Genomic DNA, 17,945 nt, shown 5'->3' with positions numbered 1-17,945 from the left:
GAAAAGGGTTGTTTTGTAAACATTACTCTTTTGTTATTTAAAACATAAGACATTAAGGTCGCAGACCTCTTTATTGCTTTGGTAAGTAAAACAAGCTTAGCAAATTATAACATAGAAATATATCATTAAATTCTATTAACTACTTATTTTAATTATGGATTTGATCAAGGAAATGGTTGCCAGGGCACAAGCCGATAAGCAACGCATCGTATTGCCTGAAGGCACAGAAATAAGAACTATCACCGCGGCAGACAGATTGTTGGCCGATGGTGTCGCAGAAATTATTTTGATAGGCAACCCTACCGAAATAAAAGATCTTGCGAAGTCTTTAGACTTACAAAGCATTGACAAGGCAATTATTATTGACCCTAAAAACCATGCGAAAAAAGATGCGTACATTGACTTGTTAGTTGAATTGCGCAAATCGAAAGGCATGACAACAGAACAGGCTTCCGTTCTTGTAGAAGATCCCCTATATCTGGCATGTTTAATGATCAAGGCAGGAGATGCGGACGGAGAAGTAGCCGGTGCAAAAAACTCGACAGGAAACGTGTTGCGTCCTGCATTGCAACTCATTAAAACATCACCGGGGATAAACGTCGTTTCGGGAGTATTCCTTATGTTCACCAAAAAACAAGAATACGGAAAAGACGGGTTGCTATTTTTTGCTGATTGTGCTGTCACACCCGATCCGTCGGCAGCAGAACTAGCACAGATTGCGGTTTGCACAGGTCAATCGGCACGCACATTTGCACAAGAAGAACCTCGCATTGCAATGTTGAGTTTCTCTACAAAAGGCAGTGCAAAACACCCTATGGCCGACAAAGTGATAGAAGCAACCAAGCTGGCTAAAGAACTTGACCCGACTATGAGCATTGATGGAGAATTGCAAGCGGATGCGGCTCTGGTGCCTTCTGTTGGCTCGAGCAAAGCTCCGGGAAGCGAAGTCGCAGGGAAAGCAAACGTACTCGTATTCCCCAATCTGGAAGTAGGTAATATAGCTTACAAACTGGTTCAACGCCTGGGAGATGCAGACGCAGTAGGTCCAATTCTTCAAGGAATGGCAGCTCCGGTGAACGACCTTTCGAGAGGTTGTTCGATAGATGACGTTTACAAGATGGTGGCTATCACGGCAAATCAGGCAATAGCGGCAAAGAAAAAATAAACAAAAACAGATATGGCTGAAATAAAAGAATCGATAGAAAATTTTGGATTGAGCAAGGGCGAAAAGAAAAGATCCCTGTTCTCGAAAATAGGAGTTGTTGGCTGTGGAAGAGACGGTCGCAACATTGTAAACCATACTGCATTGGCCGGACTTGAAGTTGTCTTCATCGAAATATCGGAAGAAAAAATACAAGAGGCTTTGAGCGAAATAGAACGCAGTTTGGACACTAAAATAGAAAACTGGGGACTCACCCAATCCGAGAAACGCAGCACAATGAATCGCATTGTGGGTTCGTTAGACTACAACGACCTGAAAGATTGCGACTTCGTAATTGAGTGTATCCGCTACGAAACAAATGGAGAACGCAGCACAGAACTGCGCAAAGATGTATTCAAAAATTTAGAATCCATCCTTGCTCCCGACGCTATTATTGCCACCAATGCAACAACGGTTATTATCAGTGAACTAGCAGCCGATTTGGTTCATAAAGAAAGATGCGTCAGCCTTCATTTCCCGATAGCACACTCGGATGCCCGTTTGTTGGAGATAGTAAAAGGAACATTCACTTCTCCGGAAGTTCTTCAGCGTGTTTTGCTTTTCTCTAAACTGATCAAATTCACGCCTATCGAAGTACAGGAAAGCAGTGGTTTGGTTAGCTTAAGATTAATGGCTATCATGCTGAACGAAGCATGCCAGATGCTGATGGAAAACCTTACGTCTATGGAAAATATAGACGAAGAATTCCGTGTGATATATGGTATGCGCCATGGCATATTCGAACTGACGGACATCATCGGTATCGAAAAAATGGTGATGCTGATGGAAGATATGTTCAATGAATATGGCGATCGCAAATACAAGAGTTCTCCTATTTTGTGGAGGTTGTACAGATCGAAACAATATGGACTGTCGACAGGAAGAGGATTCTATGTTTATGATGAAGCCGGAAACAAACTTGAAGCTAACAATTTAATTTAACTACATGAAAATATTAGTATTGAACTGTGGAAGTTCGTCAATAAAATACAAACTCTTCGACATGGAGAGCAAAGAGGTTCTGGCACAAGGGGGAATAGAAAAAATAGGACTGAAAGGTTCGTTCCTTAAAATCCCTCTGGCTAACGGAGACAAGGTAATTTTTGAAGGAGAAATACTTGAACACAAGGCCGGAATTGAATATATACTGGGAGTTTTGACAAGCGAAAAATACGGTTGTTTGAAATCCTTGAGCGAAATTGATGCAGTTGGTCACCGTGTTGTGCATGGCGGGGAAAAGTTCAACCAAAGTGTTCTGATTACGGACGATGTGATGGATAAAGTAGTTGACTGCATCGACATTGCGCCGCTTCATAATCCGCCCAATATTGCAGGTATAAACGCCGTAAAAGAACTGATGGGCGACATTCCACAGGTAGCGGTATTTGATACGGCTTTTCATCAAACAATGCCCGCAAAGGCATACATGTATGGCACCCCATATTCTTTGTATGAAAAATACGCCATCCGTCGCTATGGATTTCATGGAACAAGCCATCGTTACGTAACAAAACGCGCGTGCGAATTTTTAGGACTACCCTACGAAGACCAAAAAATAATCTCTGCCCACATTGGCAATGGAGGTTCTTTGGCTGCTGTTGCCAACGGCAAATCAGTAGATACGTCGATGGGTATGACTCCCGTCGAAGGACTGTTGATGGGTACCCGTTCGGGCGATGTGGATGCCGGAGTATTGTCGTTCATAATGGAAAAAGAAAACATCGGGCCACAAACAATATCTACGGTTGTGAACAAGTTCAGCGGACTTCTGGGTGTTTCGGGTGTTTCTTCCGACATGAGGGAGCTAAGAGCTGCGATGAGCGAAGGAGACGAACGTGCCAAGCTGGCATTCAACATGTTCACTTACAGGATAAAAAAATATATCGGCTCGTATGCCGCCGCTCTTGACGGGTTGGATGTCCTTGTATTCACAGGTGGAATAGGAGAAAATGACTCTAATACACGAAGAGTAGCTTGTGCCGGACTTGAATTTATGGGCGTGAAGCTCGATCTGGAAAAAAATGAGGCTATTCATGGCGATGAAGCAGTAATAAGCACACCCGATTCGAGAGTGAAGGTTGTGGTTATTCCTACTGATGAAGAATACATGATCGCCTCCGATACAATGGAAATTGTTTCAGGTAAATAAACTTTCCTCAAAATAAAAACAGAGCAAAGGCTGCCCGTCGGCAGCCTTTCTTGCTGAATGGCGATAAATTTCATTTCGCACCGTCCGTCATCCCGAATCGGCAAAGCATCAACAAATCACAGAAAAAGGACTTTTTCTTTCAGTCTGAAAACGAAATATATACAAGCAGGAGCAAAAAGTAAGTAATCTCCCTCTCGATCCGGCTATATGACTCCCGCACAACCTTCATTCATTTGGGAATCTACCAGTCATGAAGAATGGCAAAAAACATAAAACGAGAACACATTGTGGATAAGTTTATGTTAAAAAATAAGTAATAATTAGGTTTTTATTTTATATTTGCACGACTTAACAAAAACAGGTGAATTTCTTAATGATTTGTTAAAGAATCGAATATCTATATTGAATATATGACAAAGAATAACTTTTTTGAAAGATTTAAACCAAAAGAAGACAAATTTTTCCCCCTCTTAGATCAAATGGCAGATGCCATTATCGCTGCATCAAACCTTATTACAGAATGTGTACAGGCAAAAAGCCACAATGAAGCAGTAGAATACTTCAAGAAGATTAAAGAACAAGAGCGTTTGGCTGATAAACTGCAAAATCAGATTTTCGACGAGCTTAACAATACATTCATCACTCCATTCGACCGCGAAGATATAAACAACCTGTCGAGCACGATGGACGACGTAATAGATTATATCAACAGTTGTGCTAAGAGAATTATGCTGTATAGCCCGAAAGCTATGCCCGAAAGCGCTACTCAACTAGCCCAATTGGTAAGAGAATCGGCATTATGTTTAGATAAAGCTATCGGCGAATTGAACGTACTGAAAAAGAGTCCGCAGAAAATCACGGAATACTCCAACAAACTAGCCGAACTTGAGCACAAGGCAGATGACGTTTACGAGCATTTCCTCATCAATCTTTTCGAGAACGAAACAGATGCCATCGAAGTTATAAAGCTGAAAGACATCCTCCACGAATTGGAACGAGCCACGGATGCAGCGGAAACAGTTGGCAAAATCATCAAAACCATAATAGTTAAATACGCATAAGAGCCTACAAAATGACAGCGTTAATTGTAATTATTGTTTTAGCTATTATCTTCGACTTTATAAATGGATTTCACGACGCCGCAAACTCAGTAGCGACAGTTGTATCCTCAAAAGTACTCACTCCCCGCCAGGCCGTCCTTTGGGCTGCATTCTTCAATTTTGTAGCACTATTTATCGCAAAATATATGTTAGGCGGTTTTGGTATTGCAGATACTGTGGCCAAAACTGTGGAACCGGATTTCATTACATTCCATGTAGTAATAGCGGGACTTGTGGCAGCCATAACATGGAATCTCATCACATGGTGGTTTGGTATCCCTTCCTCTTCTTCGCACACATTGATAGGAGGCTTTGCAGGAGCAGGTATTGCCAGCGCAGGATTTGGTGCAGTTCATTTAGACACAGTAGGAATTATAGTATTGTTTATTTTTGTAGCTCCACTAATTGGTATCATCGGTGGTAATATTATAACCCTGATAACATTACACTTGGCTAAAAATGTGAAACCGGGCAAGGCTGACTATTGGTTCAAACGATTGCAACTGATATCCTCTGCCATGTTGAGCATTGGACATGGATTGAATGATTCTCAGAAAGTTATGGGTATCATAGGTGTTACTCTGATTGCAGCAACGAAAACCATACCGGATCTTCCTCATTTTATGCAAACCACAGATATAAATACCGATATGCACATCTGGGTTCCTGTGGTATGTTTCACGGCAATAGCACTAGGAACTATGGCCGGAGGATTCAAAATAATGAAAACGATGGGAAACCGGATTACAAAGATCACCCCACTCGAAGGTTTTTGCTCTCAGGTTGCAGGATCTATAACACTGTTTATCACAGAAAAGCTGCATGTGCCGGTCAGTACAACTCACGTTATCACGGGTAGTATTATCGGCGTTGGTTCAGTAAAAAGATTAGCAGCAGTACGTTGGGGTGTTACTAAAAATTTATTAGTAGCCTGGGTAATAACAATACCTATCAGTGCATTTTTGGCAGCCTTCGTATTTTGGCTGTTGAGCTTTGTAATGTAAGAAAATAAAGATTTAATTATAACCTTAAAAAAAGCAAGTCATTTCAAAAAGGCTTGCTTTTTTATTGGCTTCATACAGCCTGCAAATAATAATATTTATTTTTTAATACGACCGAAGCATAATTAGTTAATTTTAAACGGTCAACAAGACAAGAAACTATTTCGTCTATTAAAAAAAATGACTATTTTTGTGAACATTTTTCTAAAAGCATTGTCCAAAACTAAGGTATGAAGAAAATAATTATAATGAATGGTCCAAATCTGAATCTGTTAGGCAAACGCGAGCCAACGGTTTACGGGCATACATCATTCGACGATTACTTTACCTCGTTGCAAGAACAATATAAAGGAAAATGCAATTTATACTACTATCAATCTAACCACGAAGGAGCTTTGATAGATAAAATTCATGAAGTTGGATTCGATTTTGATGGTATCGTACTGAACGCCGGAGCCTACACACATACATCAATAGCCTTGCACGATGCAATAAAAGCTGTTGTAACCCCTGTGATTGAAGTACATATATCGAACATCCATGCCCGTGAAGAATTCAGGCACCGGTCTATGATCGCCGCTGCGTGCAAAGGCTCGATAGCAGGTTTAGGATTGGAATCATACAAACTGGCAATAGACTATTTTATCATAACAAATAATACACCTATTTAAAAACTATTTTTATGTTTAAGAAAACAAAGATTGTTGCAACAATTTCGGACATGCGCTGTGATGTTGATTTTATTCGTTCGTTATACAATGAAGGAATGAATGTAGTGAGAATGAACTCGGCTCACATGACAGAGGAAGGATTTGTAAATGTAATCACAAATGTACGTACTGTATCCAACACTATTGGTTTGATGATGGATACAAAAGGTCCTGAAATCCGTACAACAGCCACTGAATCAGGAGAAAAAATTGTTGTTAAAACAGGCGACAAACTGAAAGTGATCGGAGATATCAACGTAAAATCGACACACGAGCAAATTTCAGTTTCTTACCCAAGCATCGTTAAAGATGTTCCTGTGGGTAACGTTCTCCTTATCGACGATGGTGAAACAGCACTTAAGGTGATAGAGAAAACAGACGCTTATCTTCTTTGCGAAGTTCAAAATAACGGAACAATCGGTAGCCGTAAAAGTGTGAACATTCCCGGAGTAAGTGTAAACTTGCCTTCAATCACAGAAAAAGACAAAAAGTGTATTGAAATAGCTATCCGCAACAATGCAGACTTTATTGCGCACTCTTTCGTTCGCAACAAACAAGACGTATTGGACGTTCAGAAAATTCTGGATGAGCACAATAGCAACATCAAGATCATTGCAAAGATAGAAAACCAAGAAGGTGTAGATAATATAGATGAAATTTTCCAAACAGCTTACGGAGTGATGGTTGCTCGTGGAGACTTGGGTATAGAAGTACCACAAGAAAACATACCGGGAATTCAACGTCTGCTTATCCGCAAAGCTGTAGAATATAAAAAACCGGTTATTGTAGCTACTCAAATGTTGCACACAATGATCGAAAACCCACGTCCAACACGCGCCGAAGTTACAGATATTGCCAATGCAGTATATTACGGAACAGACGCAGTGATGTTGAGTGGCGAAACTGCTTACGGTAAATATCCTGTTGAAGCTGTTCGCACAATGGCAGCCGTGGCTCGTGCCGCTGAAATATCTAAACTGGAAGAAAAAGAAATTCCTGTTCCATTCAAAGACGAGGAATACGACACCACTTCTTTCCTTTGCAAACAAGCCGTTAAATCGTGCAATCAGTTGGGCGTGAAAGCAATCATCACAGACAGTGTTACAGGCCGTACTGCCCGCACACTTGCCGCTTTCCGCAGCAAAAGCCCTGTTTATGCGTTTTGCAGCAACGAAGAAGTTGCCCGTCAACTTTCGGTTTGTTACGGTGTAGATGCAAGACATCAATCAGACACAGGCTACACAACAAACAAACATAAAGAATATTTCTTGAAAGCAATGGCAACCCTTGAAGAGCAAGGTTCGGTAGATAAAGAAGATTTGGTTGTTTATCTTAGCGGAACGTTCACTCACGGCAAAGGCGGTTTATCTTTCCTCGAAATTGAAAAAGTAGGACATGTTCTTGAAGCCGGTGACAAATATTTTGTACCTGTTGAGTAAGACTTAAAAATTATTTTATAATATTGCAAATGAGATGATGACCGTGGTTGTTATCTCATTTGTTTTTAGGATATCGGTATTGCTATGGAAAAAGAAAAAGAAGAAGCATTGGAAAATTATATCCTCTCGCACATAGATGAAGAAGGAGACTTACTAAGAAGCTTAAACAGAGATGCCCATGTGAATCTATTGCGCCCACGCATGCTTTCGGGTCATTTGCAAGGAAAAATCCTCAAGATGCTATGCAGGCTTATCCAACCGAAATACATTCTCGAAATCGGCACATATACGGGTTATGCCACCCTCTGCCTGGCTGAAGGAGCTGTGGACGATGCAGAAATCCATACAATTGAGGTGAATGACGAACTGCAAGATTTCATCATGAAACATCTTCACAAATCGAAGCTGAAAGATAAAATCTACCTCCACATAGGAGATGCGATGAAAATTATCCCTAGAATAAATTGCTCATTCGACCTTGTATTCATCGACGCAAACAAGAGGCACTATATTGAATACTACAACATTATTTTTGATAAAGTACGGCAAGGAGGCTTAATCATCGCCGACAATACCCTCTGGGATGGCAAGGTATTGGAAAAGCCTCATCATACCGACAAACAGACAATAGGTATACAGGAATTTAATGATATGTTGGCCAAGGACGATAGAGTAGAAAAAGTGATCCTTCCAATTAGAGATGGCTTGACGCTTATCTGGAAAAAATAAAGAGTTTCCCTACATATTTCAAACAGACCCGCCTATAAACCAACCACTTGACATCAAACCATAATAAATCGGTGTAAATATTGCGAAAAACAAACCGTTTACGTATATTTGTAAACTGATTACGGATAATGACTCACCTCTGTCACTTTGTAAGTGACAGAGGCTTGCTTTTTTCAGAGAAGATTTATGTGGCAAAGTTATACCAAAATAACATTCATATACTTTCTTTTAATGCTCTTAAATTTCAGTATTTTGCTTCCTGCATCTTCTGTTCCTGATTTGCCTTGGCGAGTCTCCCAATATTTTGTGGCAAAATTCATTGAAATGAGATAAAGTATTGAACTTGTTGTCTGTCGATATCTGTTTCAGGCTCTTATCGGTATGATATAGCTCGTAATACACTGCACGGGCACGGCGTTGCCTGAGCCACAAATAAGCAGAAATGCCGAAAACCTTTCGGAAGCGTTTGTTGAAACCGGAATAGCTATAATGCAGTGCCTGAGCCAACTGGCGAGCACTTTGAATATTCTGAGACAAGTTATACACCTGTTTCGAAAAATATAAATCGTTGCTCCGATATAAGCTGAAAAAACGATTTAATTCGTCCGGCGAATAAAATGCTTTCAAAATACACATCAGCTCCTTTATCTTTAGTATATGAAGAGATATATCTCTAATACCGTTATTTTCATACACTTGCAGCGAATGTATGTAATTCAGCAATACATTATCCATATCCAAAAAACATATTCGCTCTTCCTCTTTTTCTCTATTCCGTATTCTTAGGTCGTCAATACGCAGATTGTCGAAATAATTTTCGTCGTTTATGGTCACCAACAATAGCGAACTATCCTCTAAGACCTTGATCGTCAACCCATAATTTGGCGGAAGAAAGAATAACTTAGAGCAAGAAATTGTTGCTTTCCTATCGTAGTCGAAAGAGAGCTCTAGACTGCCTTTTCTTATCAAGACTATCCTGCACAGATGATCTTTTGTTTTCCATTCCGAGTTTTCTTTGAAGGATAAAAACTCTATTAATGGACCCTGTTTTTCAAAATCGAGCTTGTCATTTAAATTCATATTTTCTGTTGTTTAAGTATTTGTTTAAGAGCGTGTTTAACTAAAAGAACACAAACACTCTATAAAGTGCTATTTCTGATATTCTGTAAATGGTTCATTAATGTATTTATATCCAGATTTTTAATTGCATAGTCAATAGAGATTATCGTAGAACTTATTTGCTGTATCAATTTGTGTATAACTTTTCGTTAAACACGGCACTCGTAAAACATTGATAATCGGAACAATAATACATCGAATACAACATTTCCGTCACTTACAAAGTGACAGAATTATTACAGACTGATATTCAACAGATTAACAAAAACAGGCACAAATAAGAGAATCTTAAAAACGAAGAAAAGACAAACCAAAATACAGAACTAAAGAAAGAATATGAATAAACGGCTATTTTTTTTATTTATAGTGTTCGGCATCATATATGCGAACGCTCAGGTTGGGATAAATACGGAGAATCCGCAAGGGGCACTTCATATTGACCCCAAAAAGGACACAAACGGATCGACCGGGACAGGTGATGACGTTATCGTAACCGAGAGTGGCAATGTCGGAATAGGTACAATAACCCCTCAGACAAAGCTGGTGGTGACAGATGGAGCAACATCGACCAAGCCAAAATCGGTGCTGAAAATTGTAGACGGGAATCAGAGCAACGAAAAAGTTTTGACTTCGATCGACAACAACGGAAATGCCAAGTGGCAGGATTTGCCTGACGCATTCACACTTGGGCAAGCATTTGGTTTGACAACCTTTCCTGCACAGAAATTTCCTTATACAGGAGAAGTGATTTCGAATTTTTCGTTTACTGTAACCATACCGGGATATTATGCCTTTGAAATTCGCTGGTGGGCAAAGTATTTAGAAGTAGGATATACGGGCGGAGCCGGTGTAGGACTTTCAACCGCTACACATTTTTATCTTTTAAAGAATGGTGTTATGGTGGATGAATTTGAAGGATACACGAACGTAAATCTGATAGATTCGAATAGCGTGACAATGTTTGTTCCTCTTTATAGCGATGCGGTTGCAGGTGATGTTTTCACTCTGAAAGTGCGTCCCGGCTATTCACCCGAACAGGCTGGCTTTGAGACTAACACAAACAGTTCTACCCCTTGGACAAATGCCAAAGTCCTGATTTTGTTAATGGATTTAAATTAATAATATAGTTATGAAGAGACTGATAATCATTACAATAATACTATCTATGGGATTTTCATCATACCTTTCTGCTCAAGTCGGCATAAAAACAGAAAATCCACAAGCATTACTTCATATAGATGCCCAATCGAAAACAAATCCGGCCACAGGTGCGCCATCCAAAATGCAACAGTCGGATGATATTGTGGTCACATCGGACGGAAAGGTCGGAATCGGTACAATTGCCCCGGCCTCTAAAATGGAAATCAACACGGAGGTTACGAGCGACATCCCGATACAAATAAAAGACGGGACACAAGGCACAGGCAAGTTTCTCGTATCTGACGCAAATGGAGTGGGCACATGGCAAAATGTATCGCCTCCCAGCGGAAGAGTTTATCCGATACAGTGGATAACACCCGGCTCTACATTTGCTACCGGAGTGTCTACACTTGCTCCGGGAAGTGAATTTACCATACCATCCGATGGTTTTTATTCTATGGAGGTAAGGTGGTGGGCAAAACATCTTCCATCTCCTACTTACGTACAACGGACTACAACCATTTTCGAGCTAAGGAAGAACAATGTGGTGATGGACGAATTTCTGTATAGCGTACCCATTTTTAATGGTTCGGTAACAGTTTATGTGCCATTGTATACCAAAGCTAAGGCAGGGGATGTCTTGTCTTTGTGGGTATATCCATTGGAGTCTCCCAGTACTATGACTAATGTAGCGAGTTTAGGTTGGACTTCGTCTAAAGTATTGATTAAGAAAATGCAAATTGATTAAAACTAAACAGATGGTAAAAAATATAATTATAACAGGATTTATTTTAGGTGGATTTTCATTGCTCGGAAATGCACAATCGATAGGTATTAATACACAAAATCCTACGAATACGCTGCATATTGATGCTGCGAAAGACAACAGTGCAACACCAACCGGCACACAATTGCAGAATGATGTTGTGGTGGACAATGAAGGCCGTCTGGGAATAGGCACAACAACTCCTAACGGCAAAGTCTCCATTGTGAGCAATGTGCCGGGAGCTATACAACTTATTGACGGACAACAGCAACAGGGCTTAATACTGACTTCCGATGCCGATGGAAATGCACGCTGGTCTTTACCTATACCTTCTACCGGAAAAATTGAAGCAATTATCGAATTGGGGCCACAAGAAATAGCCACTGTTGCAGGTTTATATGTTCCTGTCCCAACCTCTACCTACACCGTGAAAGCCGATGGGTATCACGTTGTCGAGATCAGGTGGTATGCAACATATTCTGCAGCTTATACTCGTGATCAAATGACATCAACACACATACGCTTGTTGAAAAACAATGAATTGGTGGATGAGTATGAAGCTTATCAGGACATAACACCCAACATAACAGATGCTGTCACCTTTTTCACATCTCTGGCAACTTATGCCAAAGCCGGAGATGTACTAAATCTGGTAGTTCGCCCGGGATTTGCTCCGGGAAACATGATATTAGCGAAGAGCGAAAATCTCAGAACTTCAAAAATGATTATAAAAAGGCTCACAATGAGATAAAAACGATGAGCCTGCTTTCGTCGGCTTAAACTTATCTTTTATAAACTACCAAAAAAAGAGGCTATCAAGATTTTTCTCCCGATAGCCTCTTTCGATATTTTTTGTATCAGATACAATTATACACAATAAGGAATTACGTAGGTAATTGTTTTCTCTGTACCGTTGGCATCAGTCACAACAATTTTCACAGACACTTCGTCATCGTTACTCATGGTTTCGAGGATTTCTATTGAGCAAACGCCATCCTTTTCAACAAATTTTCCTAGTTTAACACTTCCTTTATCAGTGTTTTTAGCTTCCACTTTGTAAGGTTTTGCTTTGTCTTCAAAAGGCTTCCCTCCTTTGATGTGAAGATATTCTTTCTGAGAACCCGGTCCGCAAGGATCTTTTGACAAAGTGAACGACAATGCGATTTCTTCAACAGGTTCTTCTTTAACCTCAGGTTCGGGAGTTGTAGTAGTGGCAGAAACATTAGTTGTATCTTTTGTTTCTTCCGAAGTTGTTTTTGTTTCTTTATTTCCGCAAGAGAACAGAAGCACCGAAACAAGTGCAAAACCAGCTAAAAATTTAAGTTTTTTCATAACAGTTTAATTTTTTGAGACATATATTAATTTAGAACAGTAGCAAATTTAAAATAAAAAGTCTTAAATACAAAGCAATAGGATGGATATAGACCATACTTTCACTTTCCCTTTACAATTTTTTTTATGTCATTTAACTTATTCAGTGCTTCCATCGGGGTGAGATTGTTCACATCAAGAGACAGAATCTCGTCTCTCACCTGACTCAGCACTGGGTCGTCCAACTGAAAGAAACTCAATTGAAAACCCTCCCTGTTTTCTGTAATGTCCGTTATTGGTTTCGAAATACCTTGTTTGCGGTTGTCTGTTTCCAATTGTTTCAGTATTTCATTCGCTCTTTTTACAATACTCTGAGGCATGCCCGCCATTTTAGCCACATGAATACCAAAGCTGTGCTCACTCCCACCCTTTACCAGTTTGCGTAAGAATATGACTTTGTTGTCGACCTCCTTCACCGAGACATTGAAATTCTTTATCCGCTTGAAGGATTTTTCCATTTCGTTCAACTCGTGATAATGAGTGGCAAACAGAGTTTTGGCTCTAGCCTTAGGATGTTCGTGAATATACTCAACAATTGCCCATGCAATGGAAATGCCATCATAAGTACTTGTTCCACGACCTAGTTCATCAAACAAAATGAGGCTCCTGTCCGATATATTATTCAGTATATCAGCCGCTTCATTCATTTCAACCATAAAAGTAGATTCTCCCAACGAAATATTATCCGAAGCACCTACACGGGTGAATATTTTGTCTACCAAGCCTATTTTTGCCGATTCGGCAGGCACATAACACCCTGCCTGAGCCATAAGGGTGATAAGTGCAGTCTGCCTTAACAGAGCAGACTTACCCGCCATATTAGGTCCTGTGATGATAATAATCTGCTGCGATTTGCTGTCGAGCTTCACATCGTTGGCAACGTAAGACTCCCCTAGGGGCAATTGCTTTTCAATTACGGGGTGGCGACCGTTTTTGATGTCTATAACATCGGAGTCGATCACATTAGGACGAATATATTTATTTTCTTCGGCAGCCTTTGTGAAAGACAACAGGCAATCTGTTTGTGCAATCAGGTTTGCATTTCGTTGTATTGCCTGAATATATTGATCGAGACTTGAAACAAGATCGTTGAAAATAGCCGTCTCCAGGCTCAGTATTTTTTCTTCCGCACCCAGAATTTTCTCTTCATAGTCTTTAAGTTCTTGTGTGATATATCTTTCGGCATTCACTAGAGTCTGCTTTCTTATCCACTCTGCCGGAACCTTGTCTTTGTGCGTATTGCGCACCTCGATATAATACCCGAAAACATTATTGAAACTGATTTTCAACGAAGTAATTCCTGTGGCTTCAATCTCTCGTTGTTGAATCTTCATCAGGTAATCTTTGCCCGAATGGGATATCTCTCTGAGGCTGTCAAGTTCTTGATTTACGCCTGTTTTAATCACATTCCCCTTATTGAGAAGAACAGGCGGATCGTTTTGTATTTCCTTTTCTATCCTGTCTCGCACATCGGCGCAAGGGTTCAGATTGTCGCCAATGGCTTTCAGGCTGATGTCATCGGAATTGAGAAAGGCTTCACGGATTGGTCCGATCGCACTCAAGGCAACCTTCAACTGCACTATTTCGCGGGGAGTAACACGCCCCACGGCAACCTTCGAGATGATTCTTTCCAAATCCCCGATCAAAGAAAGCTGTTCTTCAAGTAGTTGTTTCAGCTCCGGATGCTTGAAAAGATATTCAATCACATTCAGGCGGTCGTTAATCGGCTTTTCATCTTTCAACGGGAAAACCAACCAACGGCGGAGCATACGTGCCCCCATGGGGGAAATGGTTTTATCGAGAATATCCAACAGCGATTTGCCCCCATCATTCATCGTGGAGATTATTTCCAGACTGCGGACTGTAAATTTATCCAACCGCACGTATTTATCTTCTTCGATGCGCGACAGCGACGTTATGTGGCTGATTTGAGTATGTTGTGTAGAATCAAGATAATATAAGATTGTACCCGCAGCAATGACGCCATTGTTCAGGTTGGAGACACCAAAACCTTTCAAATTCTTCGTCTCGAAGTGTTTGAGCAAACGGTCGTTCGCCGCATTTTCGGTAAACATCCAATCGTCTAACTCGAAGGTGAAATAGCGAGAGCCGAAATATTCCTCAAACAGTTTCTTTTTTCCTCTTTCCAGCAAGACCTCTTTCGGGGCAAAGTTTCCCAATAGCTTATCCAGATATTCTTTCGTTCCTTCTGCCACAAGAAATTCGCCTGTTGAAATATCGAGAAGTGATATCCCACAAATATTTTTAGTGAAATGAATGGCGCACAAAAAGTTATTCTCCTTATGATTGAGAATATTATCGTTGATGGAAACCCCCGGAGTAACAAGTTCTGTTATACCCCGCTTCACTATTGTTTTTGTTAATTTAGGGTCTTCCAGCTGATCGCATATCGCAACACGCTTACCCGCCCTCACCAGCTTCGGCAAATAAGTATCCAGCGCATGATGTGGAAATCCGGCCAGTTCAACAGTTTGTGCAGCACCATTAGCCCTTTTGGTCAAAGTGATCCCCAATATTTCGGAAGCATCAATCGCATCCTGAGAAAAAGTCTCGTAAAAGTCGCCCACCCGAAAAAGTAAAATTGCATCGGGATGCTTACTTTTTATCTCCAGATATTGCTTCATTAAAGGGGTTTCGGCTATTTTCTTTGACACAATGCTAATTATTAAATGATTTAAATTATTATTTTCAAGAGCAAACAAAGTTAAAAAAAATATGTCGATTCCGGATATTTTTTATTCCTTTGCAGTCTGAAAGTTTTTATGATTAGTGATATGCAACACAAACACATAGTAAAACTACCCTTAAAAAACTTAATTAAATATCATTTACAACTATTTAGCATCCTATATTAGTTTAATTTACAACTATTTATTACTTTTGTAGACAAATATAATCTTACATATTTTTATTTTAATCCCGAAGAATGTACAAATACACACATAGACTAATACTTACCCTCGCTGCCATTTTTAGTATTACATTTACAATACAAGCCCAACAAAATGGCGGAACAAATACCATTAGCGCAGAAGAAAAAGCTAGACTAGAGAAGAAATTTGATGGGGACGGATTTGGCGTTCGCAACGACGGCACAGTAACTTTTAGTTCTTCCGGAACTAAAAAACAATCCGGATCATCATCACAAAACAATTATTCTTCCAACACTGCAAGCAGAGGTTCCTCAACACCTGTTACAGTTACCAAATCAACAACAACGTCTACGCCTCCTCCGGCAACATCATCGTCCAACTCAGACGGGTTTGTCACAAAAGGTAAAACTACCCCTGTAGTTGTTGATTCCTCAAAAAATGAAACAGAGGTGAAACCTGTAACCGTTTCTAAAAAGACGAAAGATGTTGTAAGCACTTCTAAAGCTAAAAACGCAGAGCCTGCCGAAAACAAAAAAGATTTGGAAGCGTCGAAAAGCAAACCTGAAACAAAAAAAGAAACAACTGCTTCTTCAAATACCCAAACAACCAAAAATACAAACTCGAAGAAGAACGCAACAGCTAAAGAAAGTTCATCTATCAACAATCTGGAAACAGCGATATTGAAAACAGATGAATTGATTGAAAAAATAAAACGCGAATCGGCTTCTTCAACCAGCCTTCCAACAAGGGCGGTGAAGAAGAACAATGATAAAACGACGGTCAACAATGATGTAACAAACAATGACGACCTGAATTTCATGTCCTCGCCTACAACAACTAACACCTCGGTTTCGACTACCAACTTTGGTTATGAACCCAGCTATTTTGTAAATGGGGTTGAAGTTTCTAAAAAAGACTTCTACAAAATAAGCGAGAGAAATGTGAGATCGCGGGAATTTAAAACAAAAAACACCGTTACAGACAATCCTAACGGAGAAATCTGGATTGAAACTTGGAATTGATACAGAACAAATATAAAACCGGAAAAGGCTTACAACGATGATTTGTAAGCCTTTATTTTTTTCAAAAAACCGGGATTTATTTACTTCAGAAACTCTGCAATCGGAGCAAAAGTTCGGCTGAAAGCTTCGTCTACCTCATCGGCTATATTTGCGAGGGCGGGAAACGGATCTTCATGTTTATACTTGTAGGGAAAATCGACAGTCTCCATCCTGATAGGTATATCCCTCTTTGTTCCCAGCAATGTATTTGCCACTTCGTATGGAGGGATAACCGTATCCTGCTCTAAAGCTACGGCAAAAATGCGGTCGGCCATTTCCCTTAATTTTTCTTCACGATGCGATGTAAACACCTTATAGTCGAGCATACTGCGAAAGTTGATTCCTTCGGGATGTTCCTTCCCCAGATAATGCCCTAGCACTACATCCCTTTTCAGGTGACTTTCGATGTGTTCCACTACATAAGAGTAGAGGCTCACATTGGCTTCGCTGTCGAGGATAAACTTCGAAACGGGAGATAACCGGTTAAATACAGCTCCACCACAAAAGGCAACGAATCGGGAGTTACTGAAATAATCGTTCTTATTTGTCATCAATAATATTTCGGCCAACAGGCAACCGATAGAATAAGCAAAGATATCTACCGAAGCATCAGGCGATATTGTGGGATGGTTTCCGCTTTTTATTTCCTCCATCAAGCCGACAGCATCGTAATAAGTCTGCAATCCCGACCAGATAAACCGTTGAGGTTTGTTGTGCAAACGTGTGCTGATAGCAACATTCGACAAACTTGAGCAGATAATATTCGGGTGACGTTCTTTGCGTTGCTGGCTTATCTTATACATCTCGCGGGTGTCGCTCCATGCGGCAGGCGCCCGGTTCATGTGAAATGCAATAGGGAACATGACTATCGTTTTGCCTGTCTTTTCCATTATATATTTAGCCCAGGGAAGATATTTTGTCCACGTTTTCTCGTTGAACCCGTGATACATGAGAATAATGCCTTTGGCTCGGTCCTCACCCTTAGGCGAAAGGGTATGATATCGGAAATTTATATTCTCCATGATTTCCGAATCGGTTTTGTTCAGCATCTCCTGTATTATGTCGGGTTCGTATTCCGACTCTGTGTTTGAGGGGATGAATTCGTAATCGTCGTGATTGTTTTTCCCACCGGGAAGTATAGACTGAGACTTGGACATGAAATTGAAATTCCTCATCACTGTGTTTTCGTCAATCTCAATTTCCTGATCGTTATAGTTTTCCGCACTTTTCAATTTGTTGAATATGTCAATGTACTTCATAACTTA

Annotated in this window: 16 protein-coding genes; 12 read left to right on the top strand and 4 right to left on the bottom strand. The window is 40.3% G+C overall.

Annotation, left to right across the window (positions count from 1 at the left end):
- The first annotated feature begins 154 nt into the window (after window positions 1–154).
- The 8 genes from pta (at window position 155) to D0T56_RS03920 (ending at window position 8,329) form a co-directional block, all read left to right on the top strand.
- A complete protein-coding gene (pta, locus tag D0T56_RS03955; RefSeq protein ID WP_163318837.1) occupies window positions 155–1,165 on the top strand; it encodes a phosphate acetyltransferase in 1,011 nt (336 codons plus the stop codon).
- Between the two features lie 12 nt (window positions 1,166–1,177).
- Window positions 1,178–2,143, top strand: coding sequence for a 3-hydroxyacyl-CoA dehydrogenase family protein (locus D0T56_RS03950; protein ID WP_163318836.1), 966 nt, complete (start codon window positions 1,178–1,180; stop codon window positions 2,141–2,143).
- A 4-nt stretch (window positions 2,144–2,147) separates the two neighbouring features.
- Complete coding sequence (locus tag D0T56_RS03945) at window positions 2,148–3,350, top strand: acetate kinase (protein WP_163318835.1); 1,203 nt, start codon at window positions 2,148–2,150, stop codon at window positions 3,348–3,350.
- Window positions 3,351–3,760: 410 nt separating this feature from the next.
- A complete protein-coding gene (locus D0T56_RS03940; protein WP_163318834.1) occupies window positions 3,761–4,411 on the top strand; it encodes a DUF47 domain-containing protein in 651 nt (216 codons plus the stop codon).
- Between the two features lie 11 nt (window positions 4,412–4,422).
- Window positions 4,423–5,454, top strand: a complete 1,032-nt coding sequence (locus D0T56_RS03935) for an inorganic phosphate transporter (RefSeq protein ID WP_163318833.1) — start codon at window positions 4,423–4,425, stop codon at window positions 5,452–5,454.
- A 227-nt stretch (window positions 5,455–5,681) separates the two neighbouring features.
- Window positions 5,682–6,122 (top strand): type II 3-dehydroquinate dehydratase, encoded by a 441-nt coding sequence (gene aroQ, locus D0T56_RS03930; RefSeq protein WP_163318832.1) that lies wholly within the window; start codon window positions 5,682–5,684, stop codon window positions 6,120–6,122.
- Window positions 6,123–6,133: 11 nt separating this feature from the next.
- Window positions 6,134–7,600: a pyruvate kinase gene (pyk, locus tag D0T56_RS03925; protein ID WP_163318831.1), complete on the top strand. Its 1,467-nt coding sequence runs from the start codon at window positions 6,134–6,136 to the stop codon at window positions 7,598–7,600.
- Window positions 7,601–7,684: 84 nt separating this feature from the next.
- Window positions 7,685–8,329, top strand: coding sequence for an O-methyltransferase (locus tag D0T56_RS03920; protein ID WP_163318830.1), 645 nt, complete (start codon window positions 7,685–7,687; stop codon window positions 8,327–8,329).
- Between the two features lie 237 nt (window positions 8,330–8,566).
- On the opposite strand, the gene D0T56_RS03915 is transcribed toward D0T56_RS03920, so the two are convergent.
- Complete coding sequence (locus D0T56_RS03915; protein ID WP_163318829.1) at window positions 8,567–9,409, bottom strand: helix-turn-helix domain-containing protein; 843 nt, start codon at window positions 9,407–9,409, stop codon at window positions 8,567–8,569.
- Between the two features lie 375 nt (window positions 9,410–9,784).
- Here D0T56_RS03915 and D0T56_RS03910 point away from each other — a divergent pair, with 375 nt between their 5' ends.
- Genes D0T56_RS03910 through D0T56_RS03900 form a run of 3 tightly spaced genes read left to right on the top strand, consistent with a single transcriptional unit; the run spans window position 9,785 to window position 12,105 of the window.
- Complete coding sequence (locus D0T56_RS03910; protein ID WP_163318828.1) at window positions 9,785–10,567, top strand: hypothetical protein; 783 nt, start codon at window positions 9,785–9,787, stop codon at window positions 10,565–10,567.
- Window positions 10,568–10,577: 10 nt separating this feature from the next.
- A complete protein-coding gene (locus D0T56_RS03905) occupies window positions 10,578–11,336 on the top strand; it encodes a hypothetical protein (protein WP_163318827.1) in 759 nt (252 codons plus the stop codon).
- A 10-nt stretch (window positions 11,337–11,346) separates the two neighbouring features.
- Window positions 11,347–12,105: a hypothetical protein gene (locus D0T56_RS03900; protein ID WP_163318826.1), complete on the top strand. Its 759-nt coding sequence runs from the start codon at window positions 11,347–11,349 to the stop codon at window positions 12,103–12,105.
- Between the two features lie 116 nt (window positions 12,106–12,221).
- Here D0T56_RS03900 and D0T56_RS03895 read toward each other — a convergent pair whose 3' ends face one another.
- Together D0T56_RS03895 and mutS are read right to left on the bottom strand one after the other, a co-directional pair.
- Window positions 12,222–12,686, bottom strand: a complete 465-nt coding sequence (locus D0T56_RS03895; protein WP_163318825.1) for a hypothetical protein — start codon at window positions 12,684–12,686, stop codon at window positions 12,222–12,224.
- Window positions 12,687–12,787: 101 nt separating this feature from the next.
- Window positions 12,788–15,370: a DNA mismatch repair protein MutS gene (mutS, locus tag D0T56_RS03890; protein ID WP_163318903.1), complete on the bottom strand. Its 2,583-nt coding sequence runs from the start codon at window positions 15,368–15,370 to the stop codon at window positions 12,788–12,790.
- A gap of 302 nt (window positions 15,371–15,672) precedes the next feature.
- On the opposite strand from mutS, the gene D0T56_RS03885 reads away from it, so the two are divergent.
- Window positions 15,673–16,641, top strand: a complete 969-nt coding sequence (locus tag D0T56_RS03885; RefSeq protein WP_163318824.1) for a hypothetical protein — start codon at window positions 15,673–15,675, stop codon at window positions 16,639–16,641.
- An 80-nt stretch (window positions 16,642–16,721) separates the two neighbouring features.
- Here D0T56_RS03885 and D0T56_RS03880 read toward each other — a convergent pair whose 3' ends face one another.
- Window positions 16,722–17,939, bottom strand: coding sequence for a DUF6051 family protein (locus D0T56_RS03880; RefSeq protein ID WP_163318823.1), 1,218 nt, complete (start codon window positions 17,937–17,939; stop codon window positions 16,722–16,724).
- Window positions 17,940–17,945: the final 6 nt, after the last annotated feature.

This window comes from Dysgonomonas sp. 520, from assembly GCF_010501095.1.
GTDB lineage: Bacteria > Bacteroidota > Bacteroidia > Bacteroidales > Dysgonomonadaceae > QVMP01.
Note: the sequence above shows the minus strand (reverse complement) of the source record. Positions and strands in the feature narration are given on the sequence as shown.

Coding starts and splice junctions, on each gene's coding strand:
- D0T56_RS03910 (WP_163318828.1), top strand. CDS start 9,785: ATGAATAAACGGCTATTTTTTTTATTTATAGTGTTCGGCATCATATAT.
- D0T56_RS03885 (WP_163318824.1), top strand. CDS start 15,673: ATGTACAAATACACACATAGACTAATACTTACCCTCGCTGCCATTTTT.
- D0T56_RS03905 (WP_163318827.1), top strand. CDS start 10,578: ATGAAGAGACTGATAATCATTACAATAATACTATCTATGGGATTTTCA.
- D0T56_RS03895 (WP_163318825.1), bottom strand. CDS start 12,686: ATGAAAAAACTTAAATTTTTAGCTGGTTTTGCACTTGTTTCGGTGCTT.
- D0T56_RS03950 (WP_163318836.1), top strand. CDS start 1,178: ATGGCTGAAATAAAAGAATCGATAGAAAATTTTGGATTGAGCAAGGGC.
- D0T56_RS03900 (WP_163318826.1), top strand. CDS start 11,347: ATGGTAAAAAATATAATTATAACAGGATTTATTTTAGGTGGATTTTCA.
- D0T56_RS03920 (WP_163318830.1), top strand. CDS start 7,685: ATGGAAAAAGAAAAAGAAGAAGCATTGGAAAATTATATCCTCTCGCAC.
- aroQ (WP_163318832.1), top strand. CDS start 5,682: ATGAAGAAAATAATTATAATGAATGGTCCAAATCTGAATCTGTTAGGC.
- D0T56_RS03935 (WP_163318833.1), top strand. CDS start 4,423: ATGACAGCGTTAATTGTAATTATTGTTTTAGCTATTATCTTCGACTTT.
- mutS (WP_163318903.1), bottom strand. CDS start 15,370: ATGAAGCAATATCTGGAGATAAAAAGTAAGCATCCCGATGCAATTTTA.
- D0T56_RS03880 (WP_163318823.1), bottom strand. CDS start 17,939: ATGAAGTACATTGACATATTCAACAAATTGAAAAGTGCGGAAAACTAT.
- D0T56_RS03915 (WP_163318829.1), bottom strand. CDS start 9,409: ATGAATTTAAATGACAAGCTCGATTTTGAAAAACAGGGTCCATTAATA.
- pta (WP_163318837.1), top strand. CDS start 155: ATGGATTTGATCAAGGAAATGGTTGCCAGGGCACAAGCCGATAAGCAA.
- pyk (WP_163318831.1), top strand. CDS start 6,134: ATGTTTAAGAAAACAAAGATTGTTGCAACAATTTCGGACATGCGCTGT.
- D0T56_RS03940 (WP_163318834.1), top strand. CDS start 3,761: ATGACAAAGAATAACTTTTTTGAAAGATTTAAACCAAAAGAAGACAAA.
- D0T56_RS03945 (WP_163318835.1), top strand. CDS start 2,148: ATGAAAATATTAGTATTGAACTGTGGAAGTTCGTCAATAAAATACAAA.